Raw genomic sequence first — 22,195 nt, forward strand, 5'->3', positions numbered from 1 at the left:
GGTAGTATAGTGAGCCTTTCGGTAACGTGCTGTGGCACAGGAACCCCTATTGTTGTACTCCATGGCTGGGGAATGAATTCAAATATCTGGCAACCTGTGGTACCGACATTAAGCGAGCACTTTCAGTTGTACTGCATCGACCTGCCCGGCTTTGGCGACTCTGTCTGGTCATCAGAGAATGAGGTGTCGCTGGAGAGTTTTGTTGAACAAATAATGCCAGCCCTGCCGCCACGCTTTCATTTAATGGGATGGTCTTTAGGCGGGTTAATTGCGACACAAATTGCGCTGACGCATTCTGACCGGGTTATGTCCTTAACCACCGTTGCATCGTCACCTCACTTTGTGGAAAGCAACGACTGGGCTGGAATCAAACCTGACATTCTTGAGCAGTTTCAACAGCAACTGGACAGCAACTTTAAAAAGACCATTGAGCGTTTTTTAGCGATTCAGGCCATGGGCAGCGAGGACGCACGCGAACAGGTTAAGCAGGTAAAGCAGCTGATATTTGCCAAGCCAATGCCTGACCAGGGTGTGCTGAAACAGTCCTTAACCATTTTGCAAACCGCAGATTTACGCCAGCAGCTTCCTAACATTGAAGTGCCCTTTAACCGTTTTTACGGACGCCTGGACAGCCTGGTTCCGGAGCGCGCTATCAACGATATTTCCGCACTGGCGCCGGAGTCAAAAGCTTTGGTATTCACCAAAAGCGCACACGCCCCGTTTATTTCGGAGCCGGAGCGCTTTGTCAGTGAATTGCTGAAGGTTGTTGAGAACTAAGAGTTAAAAACCAAACTAGCGCTGGCACTGGGTGCAGTACACGGTGCTGCGCTGACCCAGGCGAATTTCTTTTAACCGGTTACTGCACACCATGCAAAGCTTACCGCCACGCCCGTAAACCTGAAGTTTTTGAGCGAAATAGCCCGGGTTACCGTCCACTTGGGTGAAATCTTTTAAGGTAGTGCCGCCCAGTTCTATAGCGCTTGCCAGTGTTTCTTTTATTATCGGTACCAGTTTCTGGTAGCGCACTTTACTGATTTTCCCGGCCGCCCGTTTCGGGTTGATACCCGCCTTAAACAAGGCTTCGTTCGCGTAAATATTACCGACACCCACCACAACTTTGTTATCCATAAGAAAGGTTTTCACCGACTGCGAACGCCCGCGTGAGCGCTCAAATAAATAGTCGATATTAAACGCGTCGGTTAACGGTTCCGGGCCAAGCTGGCTTAGCAGTTCATGCCCGCTTACATCACTCTCGCTGTATAACAAAGCACCAAAACGGCGCGGATCATTTAAACGCAGGGTTTGTCCGTTATCGAACTCAATATCAATATGGTCATGTTTGTAGTGAGTTGTTTCGGCCGGAACCACACGCAGCTTACCCGACATACCCAAATGCAATATCAGACAGCCATTATCTGTCTGTAACAACAAATATTTTGAGCGGCGGCTAACCGAACGCAGCACGTGTCCTTCGACCTGATGCACAGTTTCAGGGACTGGCCAGCGCAGGCGCTTATCGTGAACCTTAACCGACTTAATTGTGCGGCCTTCAATGTGTGGAGAAATGCCTAAACGGCTGACTTCAACTTCGGGTAACTCTGGCATAAACCTAAAACTTCCTTAATGACCCAGTAATTGACTGGCAGTAAATTCTATTACGCGGTAATTCTGCTGCTGATTTGGCAAACGGATCATCAACTCTGGCTCTGCATAAAGCTCAATACGCGCCTCTTCGCCACCGACAAAACCAAAATAAATTTCCGTTATTAAATTTTCAGCTGGCTGTTCGGTTGGTGTCATGGTTAATGCCAACCAGTTTTCAGCAACGCTGGCGGACGCTTTTTCCGATAAACGACATGGAGACTGACATTGCCATTGTCCATCATTTAACGCTAACTTCAGTTGGTCAATTTGTATTGCTCTCAAGTTTCCATCATTCGGTATTAAGCCAATGACTTCGCCCGATTCAGCCTCTTGCGTAATGCTATCATCCGCTTCTTCTTTAACCGGCGGGGCGACATACCAGAACACCACCATGATAATTAATATCACGTAAACCAGAACGTTGTTCCATGCTCTTCGGGTCATGGTCAGTCCAAATATTTTTCGCTTCTCATTCACTTTCATCGGCTTGCGCCCTTTGTGCTAAGGTTCGAATAATTCTCTTGTTGCTGTACTCCTTGTTACTGGAGACAGAATACCCTATATTCTCGCGCGACAACAAAATACGGAGCTTTATTGCATTATGGTGCTATCTGATATTATCGACAAAGTTGCCGACCACGGCTACTGCATTATCGATGATTTTCTGCAACCGCTGCGTTCGCAGGCTCTGTATCAATATGCTCTGCAATTACCCGCGCAATACTGGAATCTGGCAGGTATAGGCCGCCAGCAAAACCAGACCATTAATACCATGGTTCGTAACGACCGCATTTACTGGCTAACGTCCGAAGAGCCGCGTCATAAAGACTACCTAAGCATTATGGATGAGTTACGCCACGAATTTAACCGCGAGCTCTTTCTTGGCCTGTTCGATTACGAATGCCACCTGGCGCATTACCCTAAAGGCGCGTTTTATAAAAAACATCTGGATGCGTTTAAAGGCAGAAGCAACCGAGTGCTCACAACGGTATTTTATCTGAACCCCGAATGGCAGGAAGCCGACGGTGGGCAATTGGTTATTTATGGCGACAAGGGACAGGTGCTGGAAACCGTACTGCCTAAACAAGGGCGTTTAGTGGTATTTTTAAGCGACCGCTTTGTGCATGAAGTACAACGCTCGGAACGTGACCGCTTCAGCATTACCGGCTGGTTCCGTATTAATGCCAGCATCTCGGGCATTATTGACCCGCCACGATAAACTCAAACGCCACCCAATAAAAAACCCAGCCGAAGCTGGGTTTTTTGTAAGCTTTGAAACCAATTACTTGATTTTAGCTTCTTTGAAGATCACGTGCTTACGAACCACTGGATCGAATTTTTTGATCTCCATTTTTTCTGGCATGGTGCGTTTGTTTTTGTCTGTGGTATAGAAATAACCTGTACCGGCAGATGACACTAAACGAATCTTATCGCGCATAATTTAGTTCCTTAAACCTTAACACCACGGCCGCGGAGATCCGCTAATACCGTATCGATACCGTTTTTATCAATGATACGCATACCTTTAGTAGAAATGCGTAACTTAACCCAACGCTTCTCGCTTTCTACCCAAAAGCGGTGCGATTGAAGGTTCGGCAGGAAGCGACGTCTAGTCGCATTGCGTGCGTGCGAGCGGTTGTTACCGACTACCGGACGCTTACCTGTAACTTGGCATACTTGTGACATGTCTTTACTCCAAAATTGCTGCAAGCTCGCCTGTCGCCCAACGTGACCTTGCCTATAAATCCGAGGGCGCATTTTATACAGCAAACTGCCCTTCTAATCAAGCTTATACGACGGAAATTTGATCGTCATCGATCGTTCGGTGCGGATTTTACGTGATTTTTAACCAAACCGCCAGTACAAAACTACAACAATCCGCGCTCTGCAAAAGAAATTGGATCGCCGGCACCCACCACGAAATGATCCAACAGCGCCACGTCAATTAAAGTCAGGGCTTTTTTGACCCGCTCCGTGACTCTCTGGTCAGCCTGGCTGGGTTCTGCAACGCCCGATGGATGATTATGTGCCAGAATAACCGCCGCCGCATTATACTGCATAACCAGCTTTATTACCTCACGTGGATACACTGGCGCGGCATTAATGGTGCCCTGAAACAGCTCTTCGTAACGTAACAGCCGGTGCTGGCTGTCCAGCAGTAAAATAGCAAAGACTTCGCGGCCCTGATGACGCAACTGTGAGGTTAAATAGTCTTTGACCATGGTAGGTTCGGTAAAGCCGTCTGAACGCTCCAGCTGCCATTTCAGGTAGCGTCGTGACAATTCCAGCACAACCCGCAACTGATTCACACGGGCCGGGCCTATGCCGTTGCAAGCCAATAGCTGCTCAGGAGTGGCTGTTAACAAAGCGCCTACACCGCCGAAGTCACTTAGTAAACGACGCGCAAAACTGACAACGTCCTGCCCGCCACTGCCGCTACCAAGTAAAATGGCTAATAATTCTGCGTCACTCAGGTATTCTGCTCCCTGAGTCTGCAGTTTTTCTCTGGGTCGTTCTGAAACGGGCCATTCCTTGACGCTCATTATTTTCTCCTTAATTCTTACCTTAATTCTTAAGAGAGAAGTATAACGACCATCTACCCAGTTACGGGGTCTCATGTTATCTTTACACGACTTAACACTAAGGGGTTCGCATGGCACAGCTGCAGAACAAACACATACTTTTAGGTATTACCGGTGGCATTGCCGCCTATAAGGCGCCTGACCTGGTGCGCCGTTTGCGTGAGCAGGGCGCAGAAGTTCGTGTGGTGCTGACTGCCGGTGCCAAAGCCTTCGTAACCCCACTTAGCTTACAAGCTGTGTCCGGCTTTACGGTCAGCGACGACCTGCTGGATCCGACAGCAGAAGCCGCTATGAGCCATATTGAACTGGCTCGCTGGGCGGATCTTATTCTTATTGCTCCGGCCACGGCTAACACCATTGCCCGTATTGCTCACGGCTTTGCCGATGACCTGTTGAGTACCCTGGTTTTAGCCAGTAAAGCGCCGCTCGCCATTGCTCCGGCAATGAATCAACAAATGTGGGCGGCTACTGCGGTGCAGGAAAACATTGAAACGCTACTCAGCCGTGGTGTGCAAATGATAGGCCCGGAAAGTGGCGAACAGGCCTGTGGCGATGTCGGTTACGGCCGCATGAGTGACCCTACAGAGATTGTGCAGGCGTTAATAAAAAAAGCCCCTGAAGCCAAGCAAGACTGGCAGGGTAAAACCTTTATTATTACCGCAGGCCCAACCCGTGAAGCCATCGACCCGGTACGCTACATCAGTAACCACAGTTCCGGTAAAATGGGCTATGCCCTGGCTGAAGCTGCTGCACATGCAGGGGCTAAAGTCATTTTAGTGTCGGGGCCAACGCAACTACCCACACCCGCCGGTGTTCAACGTGTTGACGTAGAAACTACCGAACAGATGTTGCTTGCTGTGCAGCAGCAACTGCCAAACTGCGATGTGTTTATTGGTTGTGCCGCTGTGTCAGACTATCGGGTTGCCGAAGTTGCCTCGCAGAAAATTAAAAAAGAGCAGAACAACCAGCCGCCACAACTCAAGCTGGTGCAAAACCCGGACATTCTGCAGCAGGTAGCCAGCTCTGAAAAACCACCTTTTACCGTTGGGTTTGCGGCCGAAACTGAAAACCTAAAAGCTAACGCGTTGCGCAAGCTGGAACGAAAGCAGCTACAAATGATTGTCGCTAACGACGTTAGTCAGGTTGGGCTGGGTTTTAACAGCGACAGCAATAACGCCATTATTTTGAGTAAGGACAGTGAACAGTCACTTCCAACAATGAGCAAGCATGATATGGCTATTGCAATTATCGACGCGATAGCAAAACGTTATTTTAATACCACTGCAAATTAATAAGAAAGTGAGAACTCCATGACGCAAGTCGAAGTAAAGATTTTAGATGACCGCATTGGCCAGTCTATTCCGCTTCCTGAATACGCCACACAAGGCTCGGCCGGAATGGATCTGCGTGCCTGCCTGGACCAGCCATTAACCATTGAGCCAGGGCAAACTCAGTTAATAGGCACCGGTATTGCCATGTACATTGGCGACCCGAATTATGCGGCCACCATTTTGCCGCGTTCAGGGCTGGGCCATAAGCACGGTCTGGTGCTGGGTAACCTGGTCGGCCTTATCGACTCGGACTACCAGGGCGAGCTTAAAGTGTCCTGCTGGAACCGCAGTAACCAGGCTTACACCATTGAGCCCGGCGACCGTATTGCGCAACTAGTGATTTTGCCGGTTGTGCAGGCGCAAATGTCGATTGTTGAAGAGTTCCACGAAACGGATCGTGGTCAAGGTGGTTTTGGTCATTCTGGTCGTTCGTAGTTACAGCAACTAATCATTCTGGCCTCTCAAATAAGGAAAGCTACTGTCATGGCAGAACAAAAACGTAACCGTCGTGAAGAAATTTTACAGGCTTTAGCGGCAATGCTGGAAACCAGCCCGGGACAGCGCATTACTACAGCAAAACTGGCGGCTAATTTAGGCGTTTCAGAGGCGGCTTTATATCGTCACTTTCCATCGAAAGCGCGGATGTTTGAAGGGCTTATCGAGTTTGTTGAAGACACCCTGCTAACCCGTATTAACATGATTATGGACGAGGAGAAAAACACCCTCTCCCGCTGTCACGCAATATTGCAGCTGTTGCTGACGTTTGCCGAACGTAACCCCGGTATTACCCGTGTTATGACAGGTGATGCATTAATGGGTGAGCATGACCGTTTGCGTGGTCGAATGGAAGATTTGTTCAACCGTATAGAGAGTTCAATTAAGCAAATACTGCGCGAGAAAGCGATGCGCGAACAGCAGCGCTTTATTGTGGACGAAGCGGTATTAGCGAATTTATTGCTAAGCTATGCCGATGGCAAAATCAGTCAGTTTGTGCGCTCTAACTTTAAGCGTTTACCGACCGAGCATTTCTCGGCTCAGTGGCAGGTAATGGAACAACAGCTGGTCAGTGCGTAAAACAGATCACTCCGTTTTACGCTCTCGGCTTAATAAATCGATAGCGGCCTGTTGCGGTTCTTTACCTTCATAAAGGACCGCATATATCTGCTCACAGATGGGCATTTCCACTTCGTTGCGCGCTGCTAAAGCAACCACTTCACGGGTATTACGGTAGCCTTCAACAGATTGCCCGATACTCTTCAGCGCTTCTTCAACCCCTTTACCCTGACCTAAAGCCATGCCAAAACGGCGGTTACGCGACTGATTGTCGGTACAGGTGAGAATTAAATCACCCAAACCGGCCATACCGGTAAAGGTTTCGCTTTTTGCGCCTAACTTCAGACCTAACCGGGTGAGTTCAGCCAACCCGCGGGTAATAAGTGCCGTGCGGGCATTAGCACCAAAGCCAATACCGTCGGCCATACCAGCACCAATGGCTATAACATTTTTAACCACGCCACCCAGTTGCACGCCAATAAAGTCGTTGTTGGTGTAAACCCGGAAAGAGCGGTCACAATGCAGAAGCCCGGAAAGCTCTTCGACAAAGGCCTGATCAGTTGACGACATCGAAATGGCAGTAGGTAAGCCTTTAGCCATTTCAATAGCAAAAGTGGGGCCGGATAACACCGCTAGCGGATGCTCGTCGCCCAGAGTTTCTTCTGCGACTTCGTACAAAAGACGCCCACTGTCCGGCTCTAATCCTTTAGTTGCCCAGGCAACGCGGGCATGTTCCGCTAACAAAGGTTTTGCCTGCTTCAGCATGGACGAAAACGAATGACTGGGAACTACGACCACCACGTTTTTCACGTCTTTAAGGGCTTCGCCTAAGTCGGCAGTAACCTTTAATGATTCGGGAAACGGGCACGCCGGCAGGTACTCTTCGTTTTCATGAGCCGTTTGCATAACAGCAACTTTATCGGCATCCCGCCCCCATAAGGTAGTAGGAATACCTTTACGGGCAAAACAAATAGCAAGGGCGGTCCCGTAAGAGCCCGCCCCTAATACTGTCACCTGAGGTGTCTGCATTATTTTATCTGCTTACGCGTCTGCAGTTTGCTGACCCTGAGCCTGTTCAGCTTGCTGCTGCATGTGACGCTGGAAAATCGCATCAAAGTTAACAGGAGCCAGGTTCAACTGTGGGAAAGTCGCACGGTTAACAAGGTTTGAAACGCACTCACGAGCGTAAGGGAACAAAATGTTCGGGCAGAAAGAACCCAGCATGTGTGCCAGCTGGCCGTCCTGAACTTCTTCACCAATAGTGAAAATACCCGCCTGATGTACTTCACAAAGGAAAGCAACGTCGTCTTCAACTTTGTTAGTTGCCGTCAGAGTCAGTACCACTTCGTAAACACCGTCTTCAATTTTTTCGTGTTTAACGTTCAGGTCTAATTTAAGGTCAGGCTTCCATTCTTTACGGAAAATAGCCGGAGAGCTTGGAGTTTCAAAAGAGATGTCTTTAGCGTAGATACGCTGAATAGCGAATTGTACTTGCTGCTGTTGGTTTTCAGCTGCTGCGCCGTTTGCTTGCTGTTCTTCAGCCATGATTTTACTTCCTATTCTTTTTTAAGTATTAGACGAATTTTATTATTTTTTCTGCGAAACCGGCAATTTGGCGCTGCGCCATGTGTTCATACCACCTTGCAGCACAGCAACTTGAGTAAAGCCTTCAGCCGTTAGCTGGCTAACTGCCGATTTTGCCGTCATTCCTGTTGCACAGACTATCACAATGGGGGCTTCTTTGAACTTTTCAATAGAGGAAAGTTCTTTTTGTTTAATTTTTTCCATCGGTAATGACACCGATCCGTGAATGTGTCCTTTCTTAAATTCATCCGGACTACGAATATCAACAAAAACGCCATCACCGCGGTTTACCCATACCGTGGCCTCTTGCGGTTCTAAATTTTTTGTCGGTGACATAGCCGAGCGAATCGTGGTCACAATCAGTGCGACTAGCAGCACAACCCAGATACCACTCATCATCGGGTTGCTTTTGACAAATTCCATAATTTCTTGCATAAGACCTACCAGTATTCGTCGGTAACAGAAAAGAGTTGCGGGTCAAGAGTATACCTGTACAAATCGCAGTTTCCAGAAAAATCTTGGGTGGATGCGTAAGCTCTGGAAATCGAGTAGAATGTTGGCTAATTTCATCTGTGAAAACACCGAGCAATGAGGCCCATTATGACTCCTACGATAAAACCTTTGGTATTGTTGATTCTGGACGGCTGGGGTTACCGTGAAGATGCACCTGATAATGCGATAGCCAAAGCGAATACTCCGGTTATGGATCGTTTATGGGAAAAATACCCGCATTGTTTGGTCGATGGCTCCGGTGGCGCAGTTGGTTTACCTGACGGCCAAATGGGTAATTCCGAAGTGGGTCACGTTAATTTAGGTGCTGGCCGCATTGTTTATCAGGACTTCACCCGCATTAGCAAAGCTATTTCTGACCGCAGTTTTTTCAGTAACACGATACTTTGCGACGCCCTGAAAAAAGCCAAAGCTGCCAAGGGTGCAGTCCATATTATGGGGTTACTCTCTGCCGGCGGTGTTCACAGCCACGAAGACCACCTGGTCGCAATGATAGAAATGGCGGTTGAGCAAGGCGCAGAAGACGTTTACCTGCATGCTTTCTTAGATGGTCGTGATACACCACCGAAATCGGCACTGCCTTCCATTGAACGTTTTGAGGCCTTATTCGCACGCTTAGGCAAAGGTCGTTTTGCCACTTTAAGTGGCCGCTTCTTTGCCATGGACAGAGACAAGCGCTGGGAGCGCATTGAACAGTCTTACAAAGCGGTTTATCACGGCCTTTCAGGGGTAACATCTGCCAACGCAACAGACGCAGTAGAAAACGCTTACGAGCGCGGCGAAACCGATGAATTTGTCACGCCAGTTGTTATTGGGCAGCCAGCACCAGTTGCCGACGGTGATTCCGTCTTTTTTATGAACTTCCGTGCTGACCGCGCCCGTGAAATGACTCAAGCCTTCGTCGACAACGACTTCGACGGTTTTGACCGCGGGCCGCGCGCTGACATCAGCGAATTCGTTATGCTGACCCAATATGCCGATACCTTAGAAGCTCCCAGTGCCTTCCCACCCGAGCCTTTGAATAATGTTCTGGGTGAATGGCTGGCTAAGCATGATAAAACTCAACTGCGCATTTCCGAGACAGAAAAGTACGCGCACGTTACTTTCTTTTTCAGCGGCGGACGCGAGCAGGAATTTGAGGGCGAGAAGCGTGTGCTTATTCCTTCGCCTAAAGTTAAAACCTACGACTTACAGCCAGAAATGAGCTCAGAACAACTTACCGATGAGTTGGTTGCAGCCATTGAGTCTCAGGCCTTTGACGTAGTGATTTGCAACTACCCGAACGGCGACATGGTTGGTCATACTGGTAACTTTGATGCCGCCGTTAAAGCTTGTGAAGCCGTTGACCACAGCGTTGGACGAGTGGTTTCAGCATTAGAGGCCGTTGGTGGTGAATGTCTGATAACAGCAGACCACGGCAACGCTGAGCAAATGAGTGATGCCATGACCGGGCAGGCACATACCGCTCATACGAACGAACTTGTACCTTTTATTTATGTGGGTCGACCGGCTAAAGCCCGAAATGGGCGCTTATCTGACGTTGCCCCAACCATACTGCACTTAATTGGCATGGAGCAACCGGACGAAATGACCGGTACTTCGCTAATGACGTTAGAGCAGGGTTAACTTATGCCAATAAGGCTGTTTTGGGCAGTGGCGCTGGGGCTGGTTTTTATCAGCCACAGTTTAGCGCAGGACTATAGCGAAGATGATAAAGCCTCGACTCAGGCCGAAATTGCAGCTGTTAAAGAGGAATTGGCTAAGCGTTTGCAGGCTATAGAAGAGCGAAGCAGCGCACTAAACTCAACAGAACGACAACTGCGAGATCTGGAAATAAGAACCTCAGAAATAGCTGGTTCTTTGCGCCAGACTGAAACCGAACTTAAAGAAATTAATACCGAAATAGCTGACTCAGAACAACGCCGCGAAGAGCTTAAGCAAAAACAAAAGCAGCAGATGGCACAACTGGAAGATCAACTGGTTTCCGCTTATATGAACGGTAATCATGACTTTCTGAAAATGCTGTTAAATCAACAAGATCCCGGCCAATTTGAAAGAATGTTGAGCTATTACCAATACATGAATGCCGCCAGAGTTGAAGAAATTGAGGTTATTCGGCGCACTCAGGAAGAAATTGCCACGCTGACAGAACAACTTAAGCAGCAACAAAACCAGTTAGCGAGCTTACAGGCCGAACAACAAGAACAACGCGCACAACTGGAGCAGCAGCAACACCGGCAGGAAGAGAAGTTAGCAGAGCTGCAACAACTGCAACGTAAAGACCGGTCCCGGGTGAATCAACTGGAGCAAAGCCGGGAGCAATTAGAGCAGGTATTAAGTGCCATTGAAACCGCGCTTGCTCAGCAAAAAGACGTTCGTCTAGTTGGCCTGCAGGCAGTCAAGAATCAACTTCGCTGGCCAAGTGACGGAGATGTGAAACGCTTGTTTGGACAACGCCGCGAAGGTCCGCTTGAATGGAAAGGTGTGCTCATTGAAGGACAAAACGGCCAACCGGTCCGCTCTATTGCTAACGGCCGCGTGGTATATGCAGACTGGCTGCGAGGCTTTGGTTTAGTCATCGTTATTGACCACGGTGAGAGTTATATGAGCTTATATGGCCACAACCAGACATTAACAAAAGCGGTTGGCGATAAAGTCCGTAAGGACGAAGAAATTGCACTGATGGGTCAGTCTGGTTCACGTAATAGTGCGGCACTTTACTTTGAAATTCGCCATCAGGGGCGTCCACAAAACCCAAGTAACTGGATACGCTGATGTTGAAGCTTGTACTTTCTTTGGGTTTACTGGTGTGCCTGATGACGCCAGCTTATGCCTCTAAGATAGCCATTGTTATCGATGATATAGGCAATAATAAAAACGATTTAAAAGCAGCTCTGCTACCTGGTAATATCAGTTTCGCAGTGCTGCCCTATACCCCTTATGCCCGCGCCTTCGCCTTACGCGGCCATCATCAGAAAAAACAGATATTACTGCATATGCCAATGGAAGCCGTTGAAAATAACCGCCCGGGTCCCGGTGTGGTTACGGCAGATATGAACAATGCACAGATCAAACTGCAACTGGTTGATGCCCTGGACTCAATACCTTACGTTACTGGTGTCAATAATCATATGGGCAGCAAGTTAACTCAGCTACACATGCCAATGCAGGCAGTGATGGAAACATTAGCCTCCCGCAAACTCTTTTTTATTGATAGCCGGACATCTGAGTTCAGCGTTGCAGAACAAATGGCGGGAGAATTTGGCGTACGGACATCGCACAGACATGTGTTTCTTGATAACCAGGTTGATGAGCCCTATTTACAGCAGCAATTTGAGCAACTGCTGAGTATAGCCAAACGTCAGGGACAAGCCATAGGTATTGGACATCCTTACCCGGAAACCCTGAGCTTTTTGCAAAAGCAACTACCGCAATTACAAGAACAGGGTATTGAGTTGGTATTCGTATCTGAGTTAACCACTGTGGCTAACCGCAATGGGTATCTTCTTCCAGTGACGTCAGCAAAATAAGCGCTTCGTCGCGAGTTTCACCACAAACATAGTCATCGGCAGAAAACTCGCCACACACTTTCGGCCGCTCTGGCTTCCCGAATAAACGACACAAATTATCATCATCGAGTTGAACACAACGCACACCCGCCGGTTTGCCGTTAGGCATACCGGGGATGGGAGAACTAATTGAGGGGGCTATGCAGCAAGCGCCGCAGCCAATGCGGCACTTCATTTAGCTCATTGCGAGACGAAGTTTTTTCATCGCGTTTTGTTCGAGCTGGCGAACACGCTCTGCCGAGACTTCGTATTTTTCTGCCAGGTCATGCAGCGTCGTTTTGTCTTCCGATAACCAGCGAGACTGGACGATATCCTGACTACGCTCATCTAAGTGACTCATTGCACCCAGCAGTTTCTGCTGTGTGTGGTTTTCGTAGTCTTTCGCTTCAATTTCTGCAGCTAAGTCGGAGCGCTTGTCTTCCAGGTACATCGCCGGAGAGTAGGCACTGCCCTCTTTCGAGTCATCGTCGTCTGAACTCAGTTCAAACGCTTGATCGTGAGCGCTCATGCGAGTTTCCATTTCCAGCACTTCTTTAGTACTGACACCCAACTCGTTAGCTACCGTTTCAACTTCTTTCTGGCTAAACCAACCTAAACGCTTTTTCATTTTACGCAGGTTAAAGAACAACTTACGCTGTGCTTTAGTGGTTGCCACTTTAACAACGCGCCAGTTACGCAGCACGTACTCATGAATTTCTGCTTTTATCCAGTGAACAGCAAAAGATACCAGACGCACACCAACCGATGGGTCAAAGCGTTTCACGGCCTTCATTAGGCCAATATTGCCTTCCTGAATTAAATCGGCTTGCGGCAGACCATAACCCGAATAACTACGAGCTACATGTACCACAAAACGGAGATGCGACATGATGAGTTCTTTCGCTGCATCAAGGTCACTGTTCTCGTATAATCTTGTTGCCAACGCCTTTTCTTTTTCGGCGGTGAGCATAGGAATACGGTTGACTGACTGAATATAGCCGTCGAGTCCTGCCCCTTGGGGAACCGATAATGCCATAGTGTTTAATTCAGTGCTCATTTAACAACCTCTACTTAAAATACCGACTTAATTACTGCTTTTTCAGTCAGCTTTTAAGACCCTTTTTGAGTCTAAAAGTTCCATTATGATCATTGCAGATCAGGTAATTCAGTATAACTAAGCCTATGGCTTTCGCAACCCCATTTTATTCTGGTTCTATGCTTTGTATATGACGTCTTACAGCTAAGTAAGAACCTGCTAAACCTAATCCCACAGCGACCAACCATATAATCAACAGCTCGCCTAACGTCAGACCATTTAATTGGAAAGGCGTTTCGTAAAGTTCAGTTAAATCTACTACGGCGCTCTCGACCCACCAGATCAGTAACGCGGTTGCCAACCAGGCAACCAGCCCGCCAATAATGCCGTACCAGACACCGGTGTATAAAAAAGGACGCTGAATAAAAGCGTTAGTCGCGCCGACCAGTTTCATCACCATAATTTCGTCACGTTTGGACAGTATATTTAACCGAATGGTGTTCCCTACAATAAGCACCACCGACAAACACAGCACCACAGCCAGCGCTCCAAGAATATCTTCAATTAAATTGAGAATTCCCTGTAGTCGGTTAAGCCATTCCAGGTCCATTTTCGCGTAAGCGACTTCGCGTTGTTTTTCCAGCCGGTTGAGCAATTCCTCGGCCCGCTGGGGCGATCGATGCGACTCAGCCGGAATAACGACCAACACGTCCGGCAGCGGGTTTGATGACAGGTAATCCAGTGTTTCACCAAAGCCCGACTCTTTCTTAAACTCTTCCAACCCCTGCTCTTTTGGAATAAGGCGCACTGACTCAACACCTTCGGAGAGTTCCGTTTGCGTTTTTAATGTATCGACTTCAGATTGCTGCAGATCCTTCCTTAAAAACAAGGTAACTTCAGAGGCTTCCTGCCAATTATCAGCAATACTGGTAGTATTTTTGACTAACACGTAAAGTGACGACGGTAGCGTCAGACTCAGCCCCAGTACCGCCATGGTCATAAGAGAAGCAAAAGGATTACGCCACAACTCGCCTAAACTCGCAATGGCCTGCTGGGCATGATGCACAGGAACCATAACGAGTCTGCGCCACCAGGGTAAGCGCCCGCGATTACTGGCACCTTTTTCAATGCTGCGGTTGCGGAACAATAAACTCATAGTTCACTGTCCTCCAGACCATCGTTAATCATACGTCCGTCTTTTAAAGTGAGCGTGCGATAGCGTAGGCGCGCAATAAGGCCTAAATCGTGAGTGGCAATGAGGACAGCAACACCCACTTTATTAAATTCCTCAAACAGCCGGATAATTTCCATCGACAGCTTAGGATCGAGGTTACCGGTGGGCTCATCGGCCAGTAGCAAAGGCGGTTTGGTCACAATAGCGCGGGCAATACCCACTCGTTGCTGCTCACCACCGGATAACATTTTCGGATAATGTTTTACTTTGTCGGCTATACCCACTTTCTCCAGCGCAGCCACGACACGCTTGCGCGCCTCCTGAACACTGTAGCCTTCAATAATCAACGGCAGCGCAACGTTATCAAATACAGTTTTATCCATCAGCAAGCGGTGATCCTGAAAAATCATGCCAATGTCACGGCGCACATAAGGCACTTGCGATGGCTTAATTTTTCGCAAATCGTGCCCGTTAATCAGCACCCGGCCTGCGGTTGGTCTTTCCATTAAACTGATGAGTTTGAGCAAAGTACTTTTACCCGCGCCGGAATGACCGGTTAAAAAGGCCATCTCACCCGGCTGTACATGGAAATCCACATGGCTCAGTGCCTGATGGCCTCCACGATAGGTTTTACTGACTTGCTCAAAGCGGATCATCTTTAACTCGCTGTTGTCTGTTCTGATTCATCTACGTTACGGTCAAATAGCGCCGCGATAAAGTCTTTTGCCACAAAAGGCCGTAAATCTTCTAAGCTTTCGCCCACACCAATATAGCGGATAGGTATGGCGAACTGGTCTGCGACCGCGAAAATCACCCCGCCTTTTGCAGTGCCGTCGAGCTTAGTCATCACAATACCCGAAACGCCCACAGCCTCGGTAAAGAGTTTTGCCTGACTAATGGCGTTTTGCCCAGTGCCTGCGTCAAGCGTCAGCATCACTTCGTGCGGCGCTTCCGGATCCAGCTTTTTCATGACCCGAACCAGCTTTTTCAGCTCTTCCATTAAGTTGGCTTTATTCTGCAGGCGCCCGGCGGTGTCGGCAATAAGCACATCAACATCTCGTGCTTTAGCGGCCTGCAAGGCGTCGTAAAGAACCGAGGCACTGTCGGCACCGGTATGCTGAGCAACAACCGGAATGTCGTTACGCTCGCCCCACACCTGCAACTGTTCTACCGCCGCCGCACGGAAGGTATCACCAGCGGCCAGCATTACCGACTTACCTTCGGCTTTAAATTGCTTAGCCAGCTTACCAATAGTAGTGGTTTTACCCACACCGTTTACGCCGGTCATTAGAATCACATACGGCGAGTCAGATTGTGGTATTTCCAGACGTTTGTCGACCGGCTTTAAAATTTCAGCTAACTGCTCTTGTAATAACTCATATAAGGCCTCGGCGTCTTTTAACTGCTTGCGGTCGGCTTGTTTAGTGAGGTTATCGATAATTTTGGTGGTGGTCGCGACACCCAAATCCGCCATTAATAGCTGAGTTTCAAGCTCTTCGAACAGGTCTTCGTCAATCTTCTTACCGCGAAATACGCCAATAAGACCTGAACCGATAGAACCGGAGGTTCTGCGTAAACCCTGAGTCAGACGTGCCCAGAAACCTTTCTTTTCACCCTTCTCTTTTGGTGCGGCTTCGGTTGGTTCTGGCTTATGTTCTGGTTCAGGTTTAGCTTCGGATTTAGTTTCTGACTCTGGCTCAACTACTGACTCAGGCTCGGTGACCACTTCAGGTTGAGCTGCTTCTCTCGCTTCCGGAGCAGTTTTTGCCGCATACGATTCAGCAGTAACTTGCGCACAGTCGTCAACTGCACTGGGCAATTCTTCGCGTGTCTCGGTTCTTTCTGGTTTCGTCTCGTCCTGACGCTTAGATTCAGGATCAACTTCTGATTCAGGCTCTGGCTGCTCCTGTTCTTCTACTACTGCATCTTCTTTTTTCTCTTCGGCCTCGGGTGCCTTTTCATTACGCTTTTTCTTAAACAGCGAAAACATCGACATATTGGTTTCCTTGGAACTGACACGCAGGAATCGTTAAACTATAGGCTTTAGTTTACCATGCTGTTAACAAACTGACGACGGTCTGAATAAAGGAAGCCACAGAGTGAGACAAAAACGCCAGACAAGCGCCAGCGGCGACTATCGGATTATTGGCGGACAATGGCGCGGTCGTCGCCTTCCCGTTGCCGACAGCCCGGGTTTAAGACCCACCACAGACCGCGTACGCGAAACTCTGTTTAACTGGCTGCAGTGGGACATTACCGACGCCCGGGTGTTGGACTTATTTGCCGGCAGTGGCAGCTTAGGTTTCGAGGCCGCATCGCGTGGAGCGGCTCAGGTGACCCTAATAGAAGCGGTAAAGTCCGTCAGCCAGCAGTTACAGAACAATATCAGCTTATTAAACAGCGAGCGCATTGAGGTTGTTACCCATAACGCACTCGACTGGCTGCAAACTCAATCCGCTAAAGCCTACGACATTGTTTTTATTGATCCGCCGTTTCGCGAAGGTCTGGCTGATAAAACATTAAAGCTGCTGGATGAAAATAACTGGCTGACAGTCGACAATCAGGTGTATCTGGAAACAGAAAAAGAGTGGCCATTGAAATTACCGGCAAACTGGCGTGTGTCCAAAGAGAAAACTCACGGACAAGTTTGCTTTCGCTTACTGACTAAGGACATAGAATGAAAGTTATTATTATTGCGGGCAAAGTAGTTTTCGCCGTTATCTGGCTGGGCCTTTTTGCTCTGCTTGCAGGGGCAAACGGCGAGCTCAGCACTCAGTCCATTGGTTTGCTGAGCTTGTTATTAGCCATTATGGTTATCACGCACTTGCTGCTGCTTGGTATTTTTGTTGCCACCATGAAAGAGGCATTCCCCTGGCGCAAAGGCGACAGCTGGCAAATTCTGGCCTTTGGTATTTTCGCCTGGCTGTCTATTCTTCAGCGTCCAAAGCCAGACCAAGGTTCGACACCCCCTCGTCGTTAAGCATCATTTTTAACTGGCTTACCAAAGCTCTGTTTACCGCAGGCTGTTGTTCAAGAAAGTTGATCATGGCCTGCTGAATAGCCACTTCGTATTCCATTAGCTCATGTGTCTGAACGTGCTCTTTTAACTGCTCGGTGCCCACTTCTTCGGCGTCATTGAGTTCAATAAACTTCGCCACACTGGCTTGTGATATTTTTGCCACATCCAGAAAGTTAGATCCGTTATCGTCCAGCAGCCCCTGCAACAACGTACTCAACGCCGTGCAGGCATCCATTGCCGGGTAGACACCCAGCATATCGTGCCCGTATTCACTGGGCGTTTGCTCGTCGACTTTTTCCTGCCAGCGGGCAAAGTTAACCTTGGTTTTCTTCGGATTCGCGACCCAGTCCCAGCAGGCATTTAACGTGCCGTGCAAAGGTTTACTGTCGCCAAAGCCGGTTAACTGATGGAAGAAGTCGTAATTAGGAACCATGCGTTCGCACAAATATAACGCCATAACAATTTGCTGTTCACGCGGCAGTTCGCGTATGCGCTGAAAGGTATCGAGTTGACTCACGTTCCGGCTCCAGACAGTGTATGCTTATCACTGTGTCGTTTTATTCATTAAGGGCTCGTATTATGCCGAAGTTATCGCTCCCCTGCCATGCCGATGTCGTACAAGCGCAGCAAAGAATTAATAGCTATACCGTTAAGACCCCTGTGCTGACAAACCCTGCGTTAAATCAGCAACTGGGCTGCGAATTATTTTTCAAATGCGAGAATTTGCAACGTACCGGCGCCTTTAAGTTTCGTGGTGCTACTAACGCACTACTTAAACTTAGCCCGGACCAGCGCCAGCAAGGGGTTATCACCGTGTCTTCCGGCAATCATGGTGCGGCATTAGCTCATGCAGGTAAAGCTTTGGGTGTAAAAGTGAAAGTGGGGGTACCCACTAATGCTCCCGCAATAAAACGGCAAAATATTGAAGCCGGTGGTGCGGAAATTACCGACATAGAACCGGGTATGGCGGCTCGTGAAGCCATTGTGGCCAAGTGGCAGAACGAAGGCGAAAGTCACTTTATACCGCCTTATGATCATCCCAACATTATTGCCGGTCAGGGCACAGCAACACTTGAGTTACTGGAGCAAACTGACGCACTGGATGCGGTAATAACGCCACTGGGTGGTGGGGGCTTGCTTTCAGGAGCTTGTCTTGCCTGCGACGGTACCGAAATACAAGTGTTCGGTGCGGAGCCGGAATTAGCGAATGATGCTTTCTTGTCATTAAAAGCCGGAGAGCGGCAACCGGCGTTACCCGCGAAAAGCCTGTGCGATGGCTTACTGACTCAAATCGGTGAATTGCCGTTTGCCATTATTCAGCAACGTATCTGCGGTATCTTAGTCTTGAAGGATGAAGACACCCTAAGCGCCATGAAGCTGATTTGGCATCATCTGAAAATTATTGTGGAACCGTCGTCTGCTATCGCTTTAGCTGCGGTTATACAAAATAAGTCGCTATTTGAAGGTAAACGAGTGGGGTTGGTGCTGAGCGGTGGTAATGTTGCAGCGCAGCCGGAAGATATAAAGCTGCGCCAGTAGTCGAGCCTATATCAAAACTTAGGTTGCGAAGATTTGACTGTCGTCGTTGAAGGTCTTGAATTCTAGCGCATTACCGCAGTAATCGTAGAAAAACATGGTGCCCTGCTCGCCTGGCTTACCTTTAAAGCGAATGTAGGGTTCTATGACAAACTCAATATCCGCAGCTTTCACACGTTCTGCCAACGCTTCCCAGTCGTCACGTAATAAGACAACGCCAAAATGTGGAACAGGAACCGAATGACCATCAACGCCGCTGTGATTTTTTAAACCGGCAACATTGGGTGCTACATGAGTCACAAACTGGTGACCAAAGAAGTTCCAGTCTATCCATTCGTCACTGCTGCGTCCCTGTGACAGCCCAAGCACATCGCCATAAAACGCACGGGCATTATCGAGTGAGCTGACAGGAATGGCTAAATGAAAGGGTCGTACATTAGTTGTGTCTGACATACTGCTAAATTGCCTTGCTCTTTAGCCACTTAATGGCTGAGTTTTGCCGTTATGTTTTGTGGTGTGCTGGTTTGCGGCGAACGACGCCACATTCTGACACCAATAGCGAACACAAGAAGCGCCCAGTTTACCGGTGGAATGAAACCGGCGGTTAATACCGCTAACAAATTCCATAGTGGTTTTTTCTGATGCTGGCCCACTAAAGTATAAAACAATAGAGCGGCTACGAGTCCTTGGAGTACCATGAGGCTCAATAGCATAAGTCTTTCCTTTTCGTTATTTAAAAAACGTCTTTGCGTTTCTGTTTTTTTGTTCTAAATCAGTTTTTACTCGCAAGTAATTACTGATAGATAAAGACTACTCAATTATGACTAAACTGTAAAACTTTGTATAAGCCTATGAAATTAAAAGTAAAAAACCGACCAAAAGGCCGGTTTTACATATTAAATACTGAATTTTTAATCGTTAATAGCGATTAAAATGCATTAAGCGCGTTGTCTAAGTCGGCTTTAAGATCATCCAGATCTTCAATGCCAACAGACACCCGCACGAAGTTATCCAGAATGCCTAACTTCTCACGATTCTCTTTTGGAACCGATGCGTGAGTCATAATAGCCGGATGTTCAATCAGTGATTCAACACCGCCCAAGCTTTCCGCCAGAGCAAACACTTCTACCGACTCCAGGAATTTGCGAGCCGCTTCTAAATCACCTTTCAGTAAAATAGAAATCATACCGCCAAAGCCCTGCATCTGCTTTTTAGCCAACTCGTGCTGAGGGTGGCTTTCAAGCCCCGGGTAAATGACTTTTTCCACTTTCGGGTGTTGCTCAAGCCACTTGGCTAATTCCATTGCCGCTTCGTTGTGATGACGCATACGTAATGCCAACGTCTTCACGCCGCGCAGTGCCAGGTATGAGTCAAACGGACCGGCAATAGCACCTGCTGAGTTCTGTAAGAACAGCATGCGCTCGACCAGGTCGTCATTGTCGCCAACAACCGCAATACCGCCAACCATATCAGAGTGACCGTTTAGGTATTTGGTTGCTGAGTGCATAACCATGTCTGCGCCCATTTCCAGCGGGCGCTGGTTAAACGGCGTGGCAAAAGTGTTATCCACAACCACAATAATATCCGGGTTCTTTTTCTTAGCCAGTTTAACGATGGCTTCAATGTCTACCAGCTTCAGCATCGGGTTGCTTGGCGTTTCCACCCAGATCATGCGGGTGTTGTCCTGAATGCTGGCTTCTACTGCGCTTAAATCAGCTAAGTCGACATAAGAGAATTTCAGGCCAGCAGAGCGTCCGCGCACTTTATCGAATAAGCGGAAGCTACCGCCGTATAAGTCGTCCATAGCAACGATGTGGTCGCCGCTGTCCAGCAGCTCCAGAATAGTCGAGGTTGCTGCCATACCAGACGCAAAAGCCAGCCCCTGCTTGCCACCTTCCAGCGATGCAACCGAACGCTCCCAGGCAAAACGCGTTGGGTTGTGTGAGCGTGAATACTCAAAACCTTTGTGTTGACCCGGGCTTTCCTGAGCATAGGTAGAGCTGGTAAAAATAGGAGGCATTACCGCACCGGTAACAGGCTCCGGAGACTGCCCGCCATGAATGGCGCGCGTCGCGAATTTCATTGTCTTTTCATTTGCCATGATTCAGGTTCCTTAATTTACAACAAGTATTACAGCAGGTTTTGCTCACGCATCCAGTCGTCGTTGAACAGCTTGGACAGGTAACGGTTACCCGTATCACAAGCTAGCGTCACAACGCGTTTTGGCTCGGTTTGTTGTTGGCAATAACGCAGCGCCGCTGCAATTAAAGTACCGCTTGATGAACCCACCATAACGCCTTCTTTTTCCAGTACTTTACGCGCGGTTTGCATGCCTTCTTTATCAGAAATGGCAAATGCGGTATTGGCTAATTTAATATCACAAATGGTCGGGATAAAATCTTCACCAATGCCTTCGGCCAACCAGCTACCCGCTTCCACTTCTTCGTTACGGTTAACCAGTGGTTCTAAAATAGAGCCTGCCGGGTCAGCCAGCACTAAGTCGATATCGCTTTTTTGTTCACGTAAATAACGGCCAACACCGGTTAAGGTTCCGCCAGAGCCAACACCACAGACGAACGCATCGAGTTTGCCGTTCATTTGCTCCCAAATTTCCGGCCCTGTGGTTTTGTAATGAGCATCAACGTTTGCGGCGTTTTCAAACTGGTTTACATAGTAGTAGCCGTTTTCTTCCGCCATGCGCGCCGCCATGTCCTGATAATATTCAGGGTGGCCTTTTTGCACATCGGAACGCGTCTGTACCACTTCGGCACCCATAGCACGCAGATTGTTTACTTTTTCCTGGCTCATTTTGTCCGGCATAACAATTTTCAGCGGATAGCCTTTACTCGCCGCCACTAACGCCAGACCCAGTCCGGTATTACCGGCCGTCGCTTCAATAATGGTATCGCCCGGCTTTAATTTGCCTTGCTTTTCGGCCTGTTCAACCATTTCCACCGCAATACGGTCTTTAATAGAGCCGCCCGGGTTTTGCAGCTCGAGTTTTAAATACAGCTCGCACGGGCCGGTGTCCATATTGGTAACGCGCACCATTGGCGTGTTGCCGACCATTTCCATTACATTATTAAAAACTTTCATATTGGCTCGCTTTGTTGTCGAGTGTCTGGTTCAATATCGGGTCATTATCCCTTGACTGAGCTCGCTAAACAACCTTGTGCTT

At 48.4% G+C, this 22,195-nt stretch carries 29 protein-coding genes; 11 read left to right on the forward strand and 18 right to left on the reverse strand.

The features are described from left to right. The first annotated feature begins 9 nt into the window (after positions 1-9). Entirely contained in the window at positions 10-777 is a 768-nt protein-coding gene (gene bioH, locus ACN0RF_RS08075; protein WP_417438622.1) for a pimeloyl-ACP methyl ester esterase BioH, read from the forward strand. A gap of 15 nt (positions 778-792) precedes the next feature. On the opposite strand, the gene mutM is transcribed toward bioH, so the two are convergent. Further along, complete coding sequence (gene mutM / locus ACN0RF_RS08080) at positions 793-1,605, reverse strand: bifunctional DNA-formamidopyrimidine glycosylase/DNA-(apurinic or apyrimidinic site) lyase (protein WP_417438623.1); 813 nt, start codon at positions 1,603-1,605, stop codon at positions 793-795. A 15-nt stretch (positions 1,606-1,620) separates the two neighbouring features. After that, positions 1,621-2,088: a hypothetical protein gene (locus tag ACN0RF_RS08085; protein ID WP_417438624.1), complete on the reverse strand. Its 468-nt coding sequence runs from the start codon at positions 2,086-2,088 to the stop codon at positions 1,621-1,623. Between the two features lie 157 nt (positions 2,089-2,245). Between ACN0RF_RS08085 and ACN0RF_RS08090 the strand changes: the two genes are divergently transcribed. Then, positions 2,246-2,863: a 2OG-Fe(II) oxygenase gene (locus ACN0RF_RS08090; protein WP_417438625.1), complete on the forward strand. Its 618-nt coding sequence runs from the start codon at positions 2,246-2,248 to the stop codon at positions 2,861-2,863. A gap of 63 nt (positions 2,864-2,926) precedes the next feature. Here the strand turns inward: ACN0RF_RS08090 and rpmG are convergent, their stop codons facing one another. The 3 genes from rpmG to radC all read right to left on the reverse strand — a co-directional run bounded on the left by rpmG (position 2,927) and on the right by radC (position 4,187). Continuing rightward, positions 2,927-3,082 carry a 50S ribosomal protein L33 gene (rpmG, locus tag ACN0RF_RS08095; protein WP_006953863.1) on the reverse strand — a complete coding sequence of 52 codons (156 nt, stop codon included), beginning with the start codon at positions 3,080-3,082 and terminating at the stop codon, positions 2,927-2,929. A gap of 11 nt (positions 3,083-3,093) precedes the next feature. Beyond that, positions 3,094-3,330 (reverse strand): 50S ribosomal protein L28, encoded by a 237-nt coding sequence (gene rpmB / locus ACN0RF_RS08100; RefSeq protein WP_011233504.1) that lies wholly within the window; start codon positions 3,328-3,330, stop codon positions 3,094-3,096. Positions 3,331-3,512: 182 nt separating this feature from the next. After that, positions 3,513-4,187: a RadC family protein gene (gene radC / locus ACN0RF_RS08105; RefSeq protein WP_011233503.1), complete on the reverse strand. Its 675-nt coding sequence runs from the start codon at positions 4,185-4,187 to the stop codon at positions 3,513-3,515. 110 nt (positions 4,188-4,297) lie between these two features. Between radC and coaBC the strand changes: the two genes are divergently transcribed. From coaBC to slmA, 3 genes are read left to right on the forward strand one after another with little or no spacing between them, the layout of a single operon-like run. Continuing rightward, complete coding sequence (coaBC, locus tag ACN0RF_RS08110; protein ID WP_417438626.1) at positions 4,298-5,518, forward strand: bifunctional phosphopantothenoylcysteine decarboxylase/phosphopantothenate--cysteine ligase CoaBC; 1,221 nt, start codon at positions 4,298-4,300, stop codon at positions 5,516-5,518. An 18-nt stretch (positions 5,519-5,536) separates the two neighbouring features. Continuing rightward, positions 5,537-5,992: a dUTP diphosphatase gene (gene dut / locus ACN0RF_RS08115; protein WP_417438627.1), complete on the forward strand. Its 456-nt coding sequence runs from the start codon at positions 5,537-5,539 to the stop codon at positions 5,990-5,992. Positions 5,993-6,040: 48 nt separating this feature from the next. Next, positions 6,041-6,631: a nucleoid occlusion factor SlmA gene (gene slmA / locus ACN0RF_RS08120; RefSeq protein WP_417438628.1), complete on the forward strand. Its 591-nt coding sequence runs from the start codon at positions 6,041-6,043 to the stop codon at positions 6,629-6,631. A gap of 6 nt (positions 6,632-6,637) precedes the next feature. Here slmA and gpsA read toward each other — a convergent pair whose 3' ends face one another. From gpsA to ACN0RF_RS08135, 3 genes are read right to left on the reverse strand one after another with little or no spacing between them, the layout of a single operon-like run. Continuing rightward, the gene (gpsA, locus tag ACN0RF_RS08125; RefSeq protein ID WP_011233499.1) at positions 6,638-7,639 is read right to left on the reverse strand and encodes an NAD(P)H-dependent glycerol-3-phosphate dehydrogenase; all 1,002 of its coding nucleotides are present in this window, start codon (positions 7,637-7,639) and stop codon (positions 6,638-6,640) included. A gap of 12 nt (positions 7,640-7,651) precedes the next feature. Beyond that, a complete protein-coding gene (gene secB / locus ACN0RF_RS08130) occupies positions 7,652-8,155 on the reverse strand; it encodes a protein-export chaperone SecB (RefSeq protein WP_011233498.1) in 504 nt (167 codons plus the stop codon). Between the two features lie 42 nt (positions 8,156-8,197). Continuing rightward, a complete protein-coding gene (locus tag ACN0RF_RS08135; RefSeq protein ID WP_011233497.1) occupies positions 8,198-8,629 on the reverse strand; it encodes a rhodanese-like domain-containing protein in 432 nt (143 codons plus the stop codon). Positions 8,630-8,794: 165 nt separating this feature from the next. Here ACN0RF_RS08135 and gpmI point away from each other — a divergent pair, with 165 nt between their 5' ends. Genes gpmI through ACN0RF_RS08150 form a run of 3 tightly spaced genes read left to right on the forward strand, consistent with a single transcriptional unit; the run spans position 8,795 to position 12,234 of the window. After that, complete coding sequence (gpmI, locus tag ACN0RF_RS08140) at positions 8,795-10,330, forward strand: 2,3-bisphosphoglycerate-independent phosphoglycerate mutase (RefSeq protein WP_417438629.1); 1,536 nt, start codon at positions 8,795-8,797, stop codon at positions 10,328-10,330. A gap of 3 nt (positions 10,331-10,333) precedes the next feature. Continuing rightward, entirely contained in the window at positions 10,334-11,479 is a 1,146-nt protein-coding gene (locus tag ACN0RF_RS08145; protein WP_417438630.1) for a murein hydrolase activator EnvC family protein, read from the forward strand. Next, positions 11,479-12,234, forward strand: a complete 756-nt coding sequence (locus ACN0RF_RS08150; RefSeq protein ID WP_011233494.1) for a divergent polysaccharide deacetylase family protein — start codon at positions 11,479-11,481, stop codon at positions 12,232-12,234. The genes ACN0RF_RS08145 and ACN0RF_RS08150 overlap by 1 nt, the downstream gene beginning before the upstream one ends. On the opposite strand, the gene ACN0RF_RS08155 is transcribed toward ACN0RF_RS08150, so the two are convergent. From ACN0RF_RS08155 to ftsY, 5 genes are all read right to left on the reverse strand, one after another. Continuing rightward, on the reverse strand, positions 12,191-12,448 hold the full coding sequence (locus tag ACN0RF_RS08155) for a YkgJ family cysteine cluster protein (protein WP_011233493.1): 258 nt from the start codon (positions 12,446-12,448) through the stop codon (positions 12,191-12,193). The genes ACN0RF_RS08150 and ACN0RF_RS08155 overlap by 44 nt on opposite strands. After that, complete coding sequence (rpoH, locus tag ACN0RF_RS08160) at positions 12,449-13,309, reverse strand: RNA polymerase sigma factor RpoH (protein WP_011233492.1); 861 nt, start codon at positions 13,307-13,309, stop codon at positions 12,449-12,451. It lies immediately after the preceding gene. Between the two features lie 145 nt (positions 13,310-13,454). Then, positions 13,455-14,444: a permease-like cell division protein FtsX gene (gene ftsX, locus ACN0RF_RS08165; RefSeq protein ID WP_011233491.1), complete on the reverse strand. Its 990-nt coding sequence runs from the start codon at positions 14,442-14,444 to the stop codon at positions 13,455-13,457. Beyond that, a complete protein-coding gene (gene ftsE / locus ACN0RF_RS08170; protein WP_126781222.1) occupies positions 14,441-15,118 on the reverse strand; it encodes a cell division ATP-binding protein FtsE in 678 nt (225 codons plus the stop codon). The genes ftsX and ftsE overlap by 4 nt, the downstream gene beginning before the upstream one ends. Positions 15,119-15,120: 2 nt before the next feature. Next, entirely contained in the window at positions 15,121-16,458 is a 1,338-nt protein-coding gene (gene ftsY, locus ACN0RF_RS08175) for a signal recognition particle-docking protein FtsY (RefSeq protein WP_417438631.1), read from the reverse strand. Between the two features lie 103 nt (positions 16,459-16,561). Between ftsY and rsmD the strand changes: the two genes are divergently transcribed. Next, entirely contained in the window at positions 16,562-17,143 is a 582-nt protein-coding gene (gene rsmD / locus ACN0RF_RS08180; protein ID WP_417438632.1) for a 16S rRNA (guanine(966)-N(2))-methyltransferase RsmD, read from the forward strand. Next, positions 17,140-17,442 (forward strand): membrane protein, encoded by a 303-nt coding sequence (locus tag ACN0RF_RS08185; protein ID WP_011233487.1) that lies wholly within the window; start codon positions 17,140-17,142, stop codon positions 17,440-17,442. The genes rsmD and ACN0RF_RS08185 overlap by 4 nt, the downstream gene beginning before the upstream one ends. Here the strand turns inward: ACN0RF_RS08185 and ACN0RF_RS08190 are convergent. Beyond that, entirely contained in the window at positions 17,390-17,998 is a 609-nt protein-coding gene (locus ACN0RF_RS08190; protein WP_417438633.1) for a YjaG family protein, read from the reverse strand. The genes ACN0RF_RS08185 and ACN0RF_RS08190 overlap by 53 nt on opposite strands. Positions 17,999-18,060: 62 nt before the next feature. On the opposite strand from ACN0RF_RS08190, the gene ACN0RF_RS08195 reads away from it, so the two are divergent. Next, positions 18,061-19,020: a threonine ammonia-lyase gene (locus tag ACN0RF_RS08195; protein ID WP_417438634.1), complete on the forward strand. Its 960-nt coding sequence runs from the start codon at positions 18,061-18,063 to the stop codon at positions 19,018-19,020. 18 nt (positions 19,021-19,038) lie between these two features. On the opposite strand, the gene ACN0RF_RS08200 is transcribed toward ACN0RF_RS08195, so the two are convergent. The 4 genes from ACN0RF_RS08200 to ACN0RF_RS08215 all read right to left on the reverse strand — a co-directional run bounded on the left by ACN0RF_RS08200 (position 19,039) and on the right by ACN0RF_RS08215 (position 22,113). Then, complete coding sequence (locus ACN0RF_RS08200; protein ID WP_011233484.1) at positions 19,039-19,470, reverse strand: VOC family protein; 432 nt, start codon at positions 19,468-19,470, stop codon at positions 19,039-19,041. A 29-nt stretch (positions 19,471-19,499) separates the two neighbouring features. Next, positions 19,500-19,730, reverse strand: coding sequence for a hypothetical protein (locus tag ACN0RF_RS08205; RefSeq protein ID WP_050731324.1), 231 nt, complete (start codon positions 19,728-19,730; stop codon positions 19,500-19,502). Positions 19,731-19,945: 215 nt separating this feature from the next. Beyond that, positions 19,946-21,118, reverse strand: coding sequence for a cystathionine gamma-synthase (locus tag ACN0RF_RS08210; RefSeq protein WP_011233482.1), 1,173 nt, complete (start codon positions 21,116-21,118; stop codon positions 19,946-19,948). A gap of 29 nt (positions 21,119-21,147) precedes the next feature. Continuing rightward, positions 21,148-22,113, reverse strand: a complete 966-nt coding sequence (locus tag ACN0RF_RS08215) for a PLP-dependent cysteine synthase family protein (RefSeq protein ID WP_417438635.1) — start codon at positions 22,111-22,113, stop codon at positions 21,148-21,150. Positions 22,114-22,195: the final 82 nt, after the last annotated feature.

This window comes from Idiomarina sp. (assembly GCF_048260185.1).
GTDB lineage: Bacteria > Pseudomonadota > Gammaproteobacteria > Enterobacterales > Alteromonadaceae > Idiomarina.

What these genes read in the sequence shown, in the direction of transcription:
- coaBC (WP_417438626.1), top strand. Translation starts at nt 4,298, where the DNA reads ATGGCACAGCTGCAGAACAAACACATACTTTTAGGTATTACCGGTGGC.
- secB (WP_011233498.1), bottom strand. Translation starts at nt 8,155, where the DNA reads ATGGCTGAAGAACAGCAAGCAAACGGCGCAGCAGCTGAAAACCAACAG.
- ACN0RF_RS08210 (WP_011233482.1), bottom strand. Translation starts at nt 21,118, where the DNA reads ATGGCAAATGAAAAGACAATGAAATTCGCGACGCGCGCCATTCATGGC.
- ACN0RF_RS08215 (WP_417438635.1), bottom strand. Translation starts at nt 22,113, where the DNA reads ATGAAAGTTTTTAATAATGTAATGGAAATGGTCGGCAACACGCCAATG.
- ACN0RF_RS08085 (WP_417438624.1), bottom strand. Translation starts at nt 2,088, where the DNA reads ATGACCCGAAGAGCATGGAACAACGTTCTGGTTTACGTGATATTAATT.
- ACN0RF_RS08090 (WP_417438625.1), top strand. Translation starts at nt 2,246, where the DNA reads ATGGTGCTATCTGATATTATCGACAAAGTTGCCGACCACGGCTACTGC.
- slmA (WP_417438628.1), top strand. Translation starts at nt 6,041, where the DNA reads ATGGCAGAACAAAAACGTAACCGTCGTGAAGAAATTTTACAGGCTTTA.
- ftsX (WP_011233491.1), bottom strand. Translation starts at nt 14,444, where the DNA reads ATGAGTTTATTGTTCCGCAACCGCAGCATTGAAAAAGGTGCCAGTAAT.
- ftsE (WP_126781222.1), bottom strand. Translation starts at nt 15,118, where the DNA reads ATGATCCGCTTTGAGCAAGTCAGTAAAACCTATCGTGGAGGCCATCAG.
- rpmG (WP_006953863.1), bottom strand. Translation starts at nt 3,082, where the DNA reads ATGCGCGATAAGATTCGTTTAGTGTCATCTGCCGGTACAGGTTATTTC.
- mutM (WP_417438623.1), bottom strand. Translation starts at nt 1,605, where the DNA reads ATGCCAGAGTTACCCGAAGTTGAAGTCAGCCGTTTAGGCATTTCTCCA.
- ACN0RF_RS08195 (WP_417438634.1), top strand. Translation starts at nt 18,061, where the DNA reads ATGCCGAAGTTATCGCTCCCCTGCCATGCCGATGTCGTACAAGCGCAG.
- rpmB (WP_011233504.1), bottom strand. Translation starts at nt 3,330, where the DNA reads ATGTCACAAGTATGCCAAGTTACAGGTAAGCGTCCGGTAGTCGGTAAC.
- ftsY (WP_417438631.1), bottom strand. Translation starts at nt 16,458, where the DNA reads ATGTCGATGTTTTCGCTGTTTAAGAAAAAGCGTAATGAAAAGGCACCC.
- ACN0RF_RS08205 (WP_050731324.1), bottom strand. Translation starts at nt 19,730, where the DNA reads ATGCTATTGAGCCTCATGGTACTCCAAGGACTCGTAGCCGCTCTATTG.
- gpmI (WP_417438629.1), top strand. Translation starts at nt 8,795, where the DNA reads ATGACTCCTACGATAAAACCTTTGGTATTGTTGATTCTGGACGGCTGG.
- ACN0RF_RS08185 (WP_011233487.1), top strand. Translation starts at nt 17,140, where the DNA reads ATGAAAGTTATTATTATTGCGGGCAAAGTAGTTTTCGCCGTTATCTGG.
- ACN0RF_RS08155 (WP_011233493.1), bottom strand. Translation starts at nt 12,448, where the DNA reads ATGAAGTGCCGCATTGGCTGCGGCGCTTGCTGCATAGCCCCCTCAATT.
- ACN0RF_RS08200 (WP_011233484.1), bottom strand. Translation starts at nt 19,470, where the DNA reads ATGTCAGACACAACTAATGTACGACCCTTTCATTTAGCCATTCCTGTC.
- rpoH (WP_011233492.1), bottom strand. Translation starts at nt 13,309, where the DNA reads ATGAGCACTGAATTAAACACTATGGCATTATCGGTTCCCCAAGGGGCA.
- ACN0RF_RS08145 (WP_417438630.1), top strand. Translation starts at nt 10,334, where the DNA reads ATGCCAATAAGGCTGTTTTGGGCAGTGGCGCTGGGGCTGGTTTTTATC.
- gpsA (WP_011233499.1), bottom strand. Translation starts at nt 7,639, where the DNA reads ATGCAGACACCTCAGGTGACAGTATTAGGGGCGGGCTCTTACGGGACC.
- ACN0RF_RS08150 (WP_011233494.1), top strand. Translation starts at nt 11,479, where the DNA reads ATGTTGAAGCTTGTACTTTCTTTGGGTTTACTGGTGTGCCTGATGACG.
- ACN0RF_RS08135 (WP_011233497.1), bottom strand. Translation starts at nt 8,629, where the DNA reads ATGCAAGAAATTATGGAATTTGTCAAAAGCAACCCGATGATGAGTGGT.
- dut (WP_417438627.1), top strand. Translation starts at nt 5,537, where the DNA reads ATGACGCAAGTCGAAGTAAAGATTTTAGATGACCGCATTGGCCAGTCT.
- radC (WP_011233503.1), bottom strand. Translation starts at nt 4,187, where the DNA reads ATGAGCGTCAAGGAATGGCCCGTTTCAGAACGACCCAGAGAAAAACTG.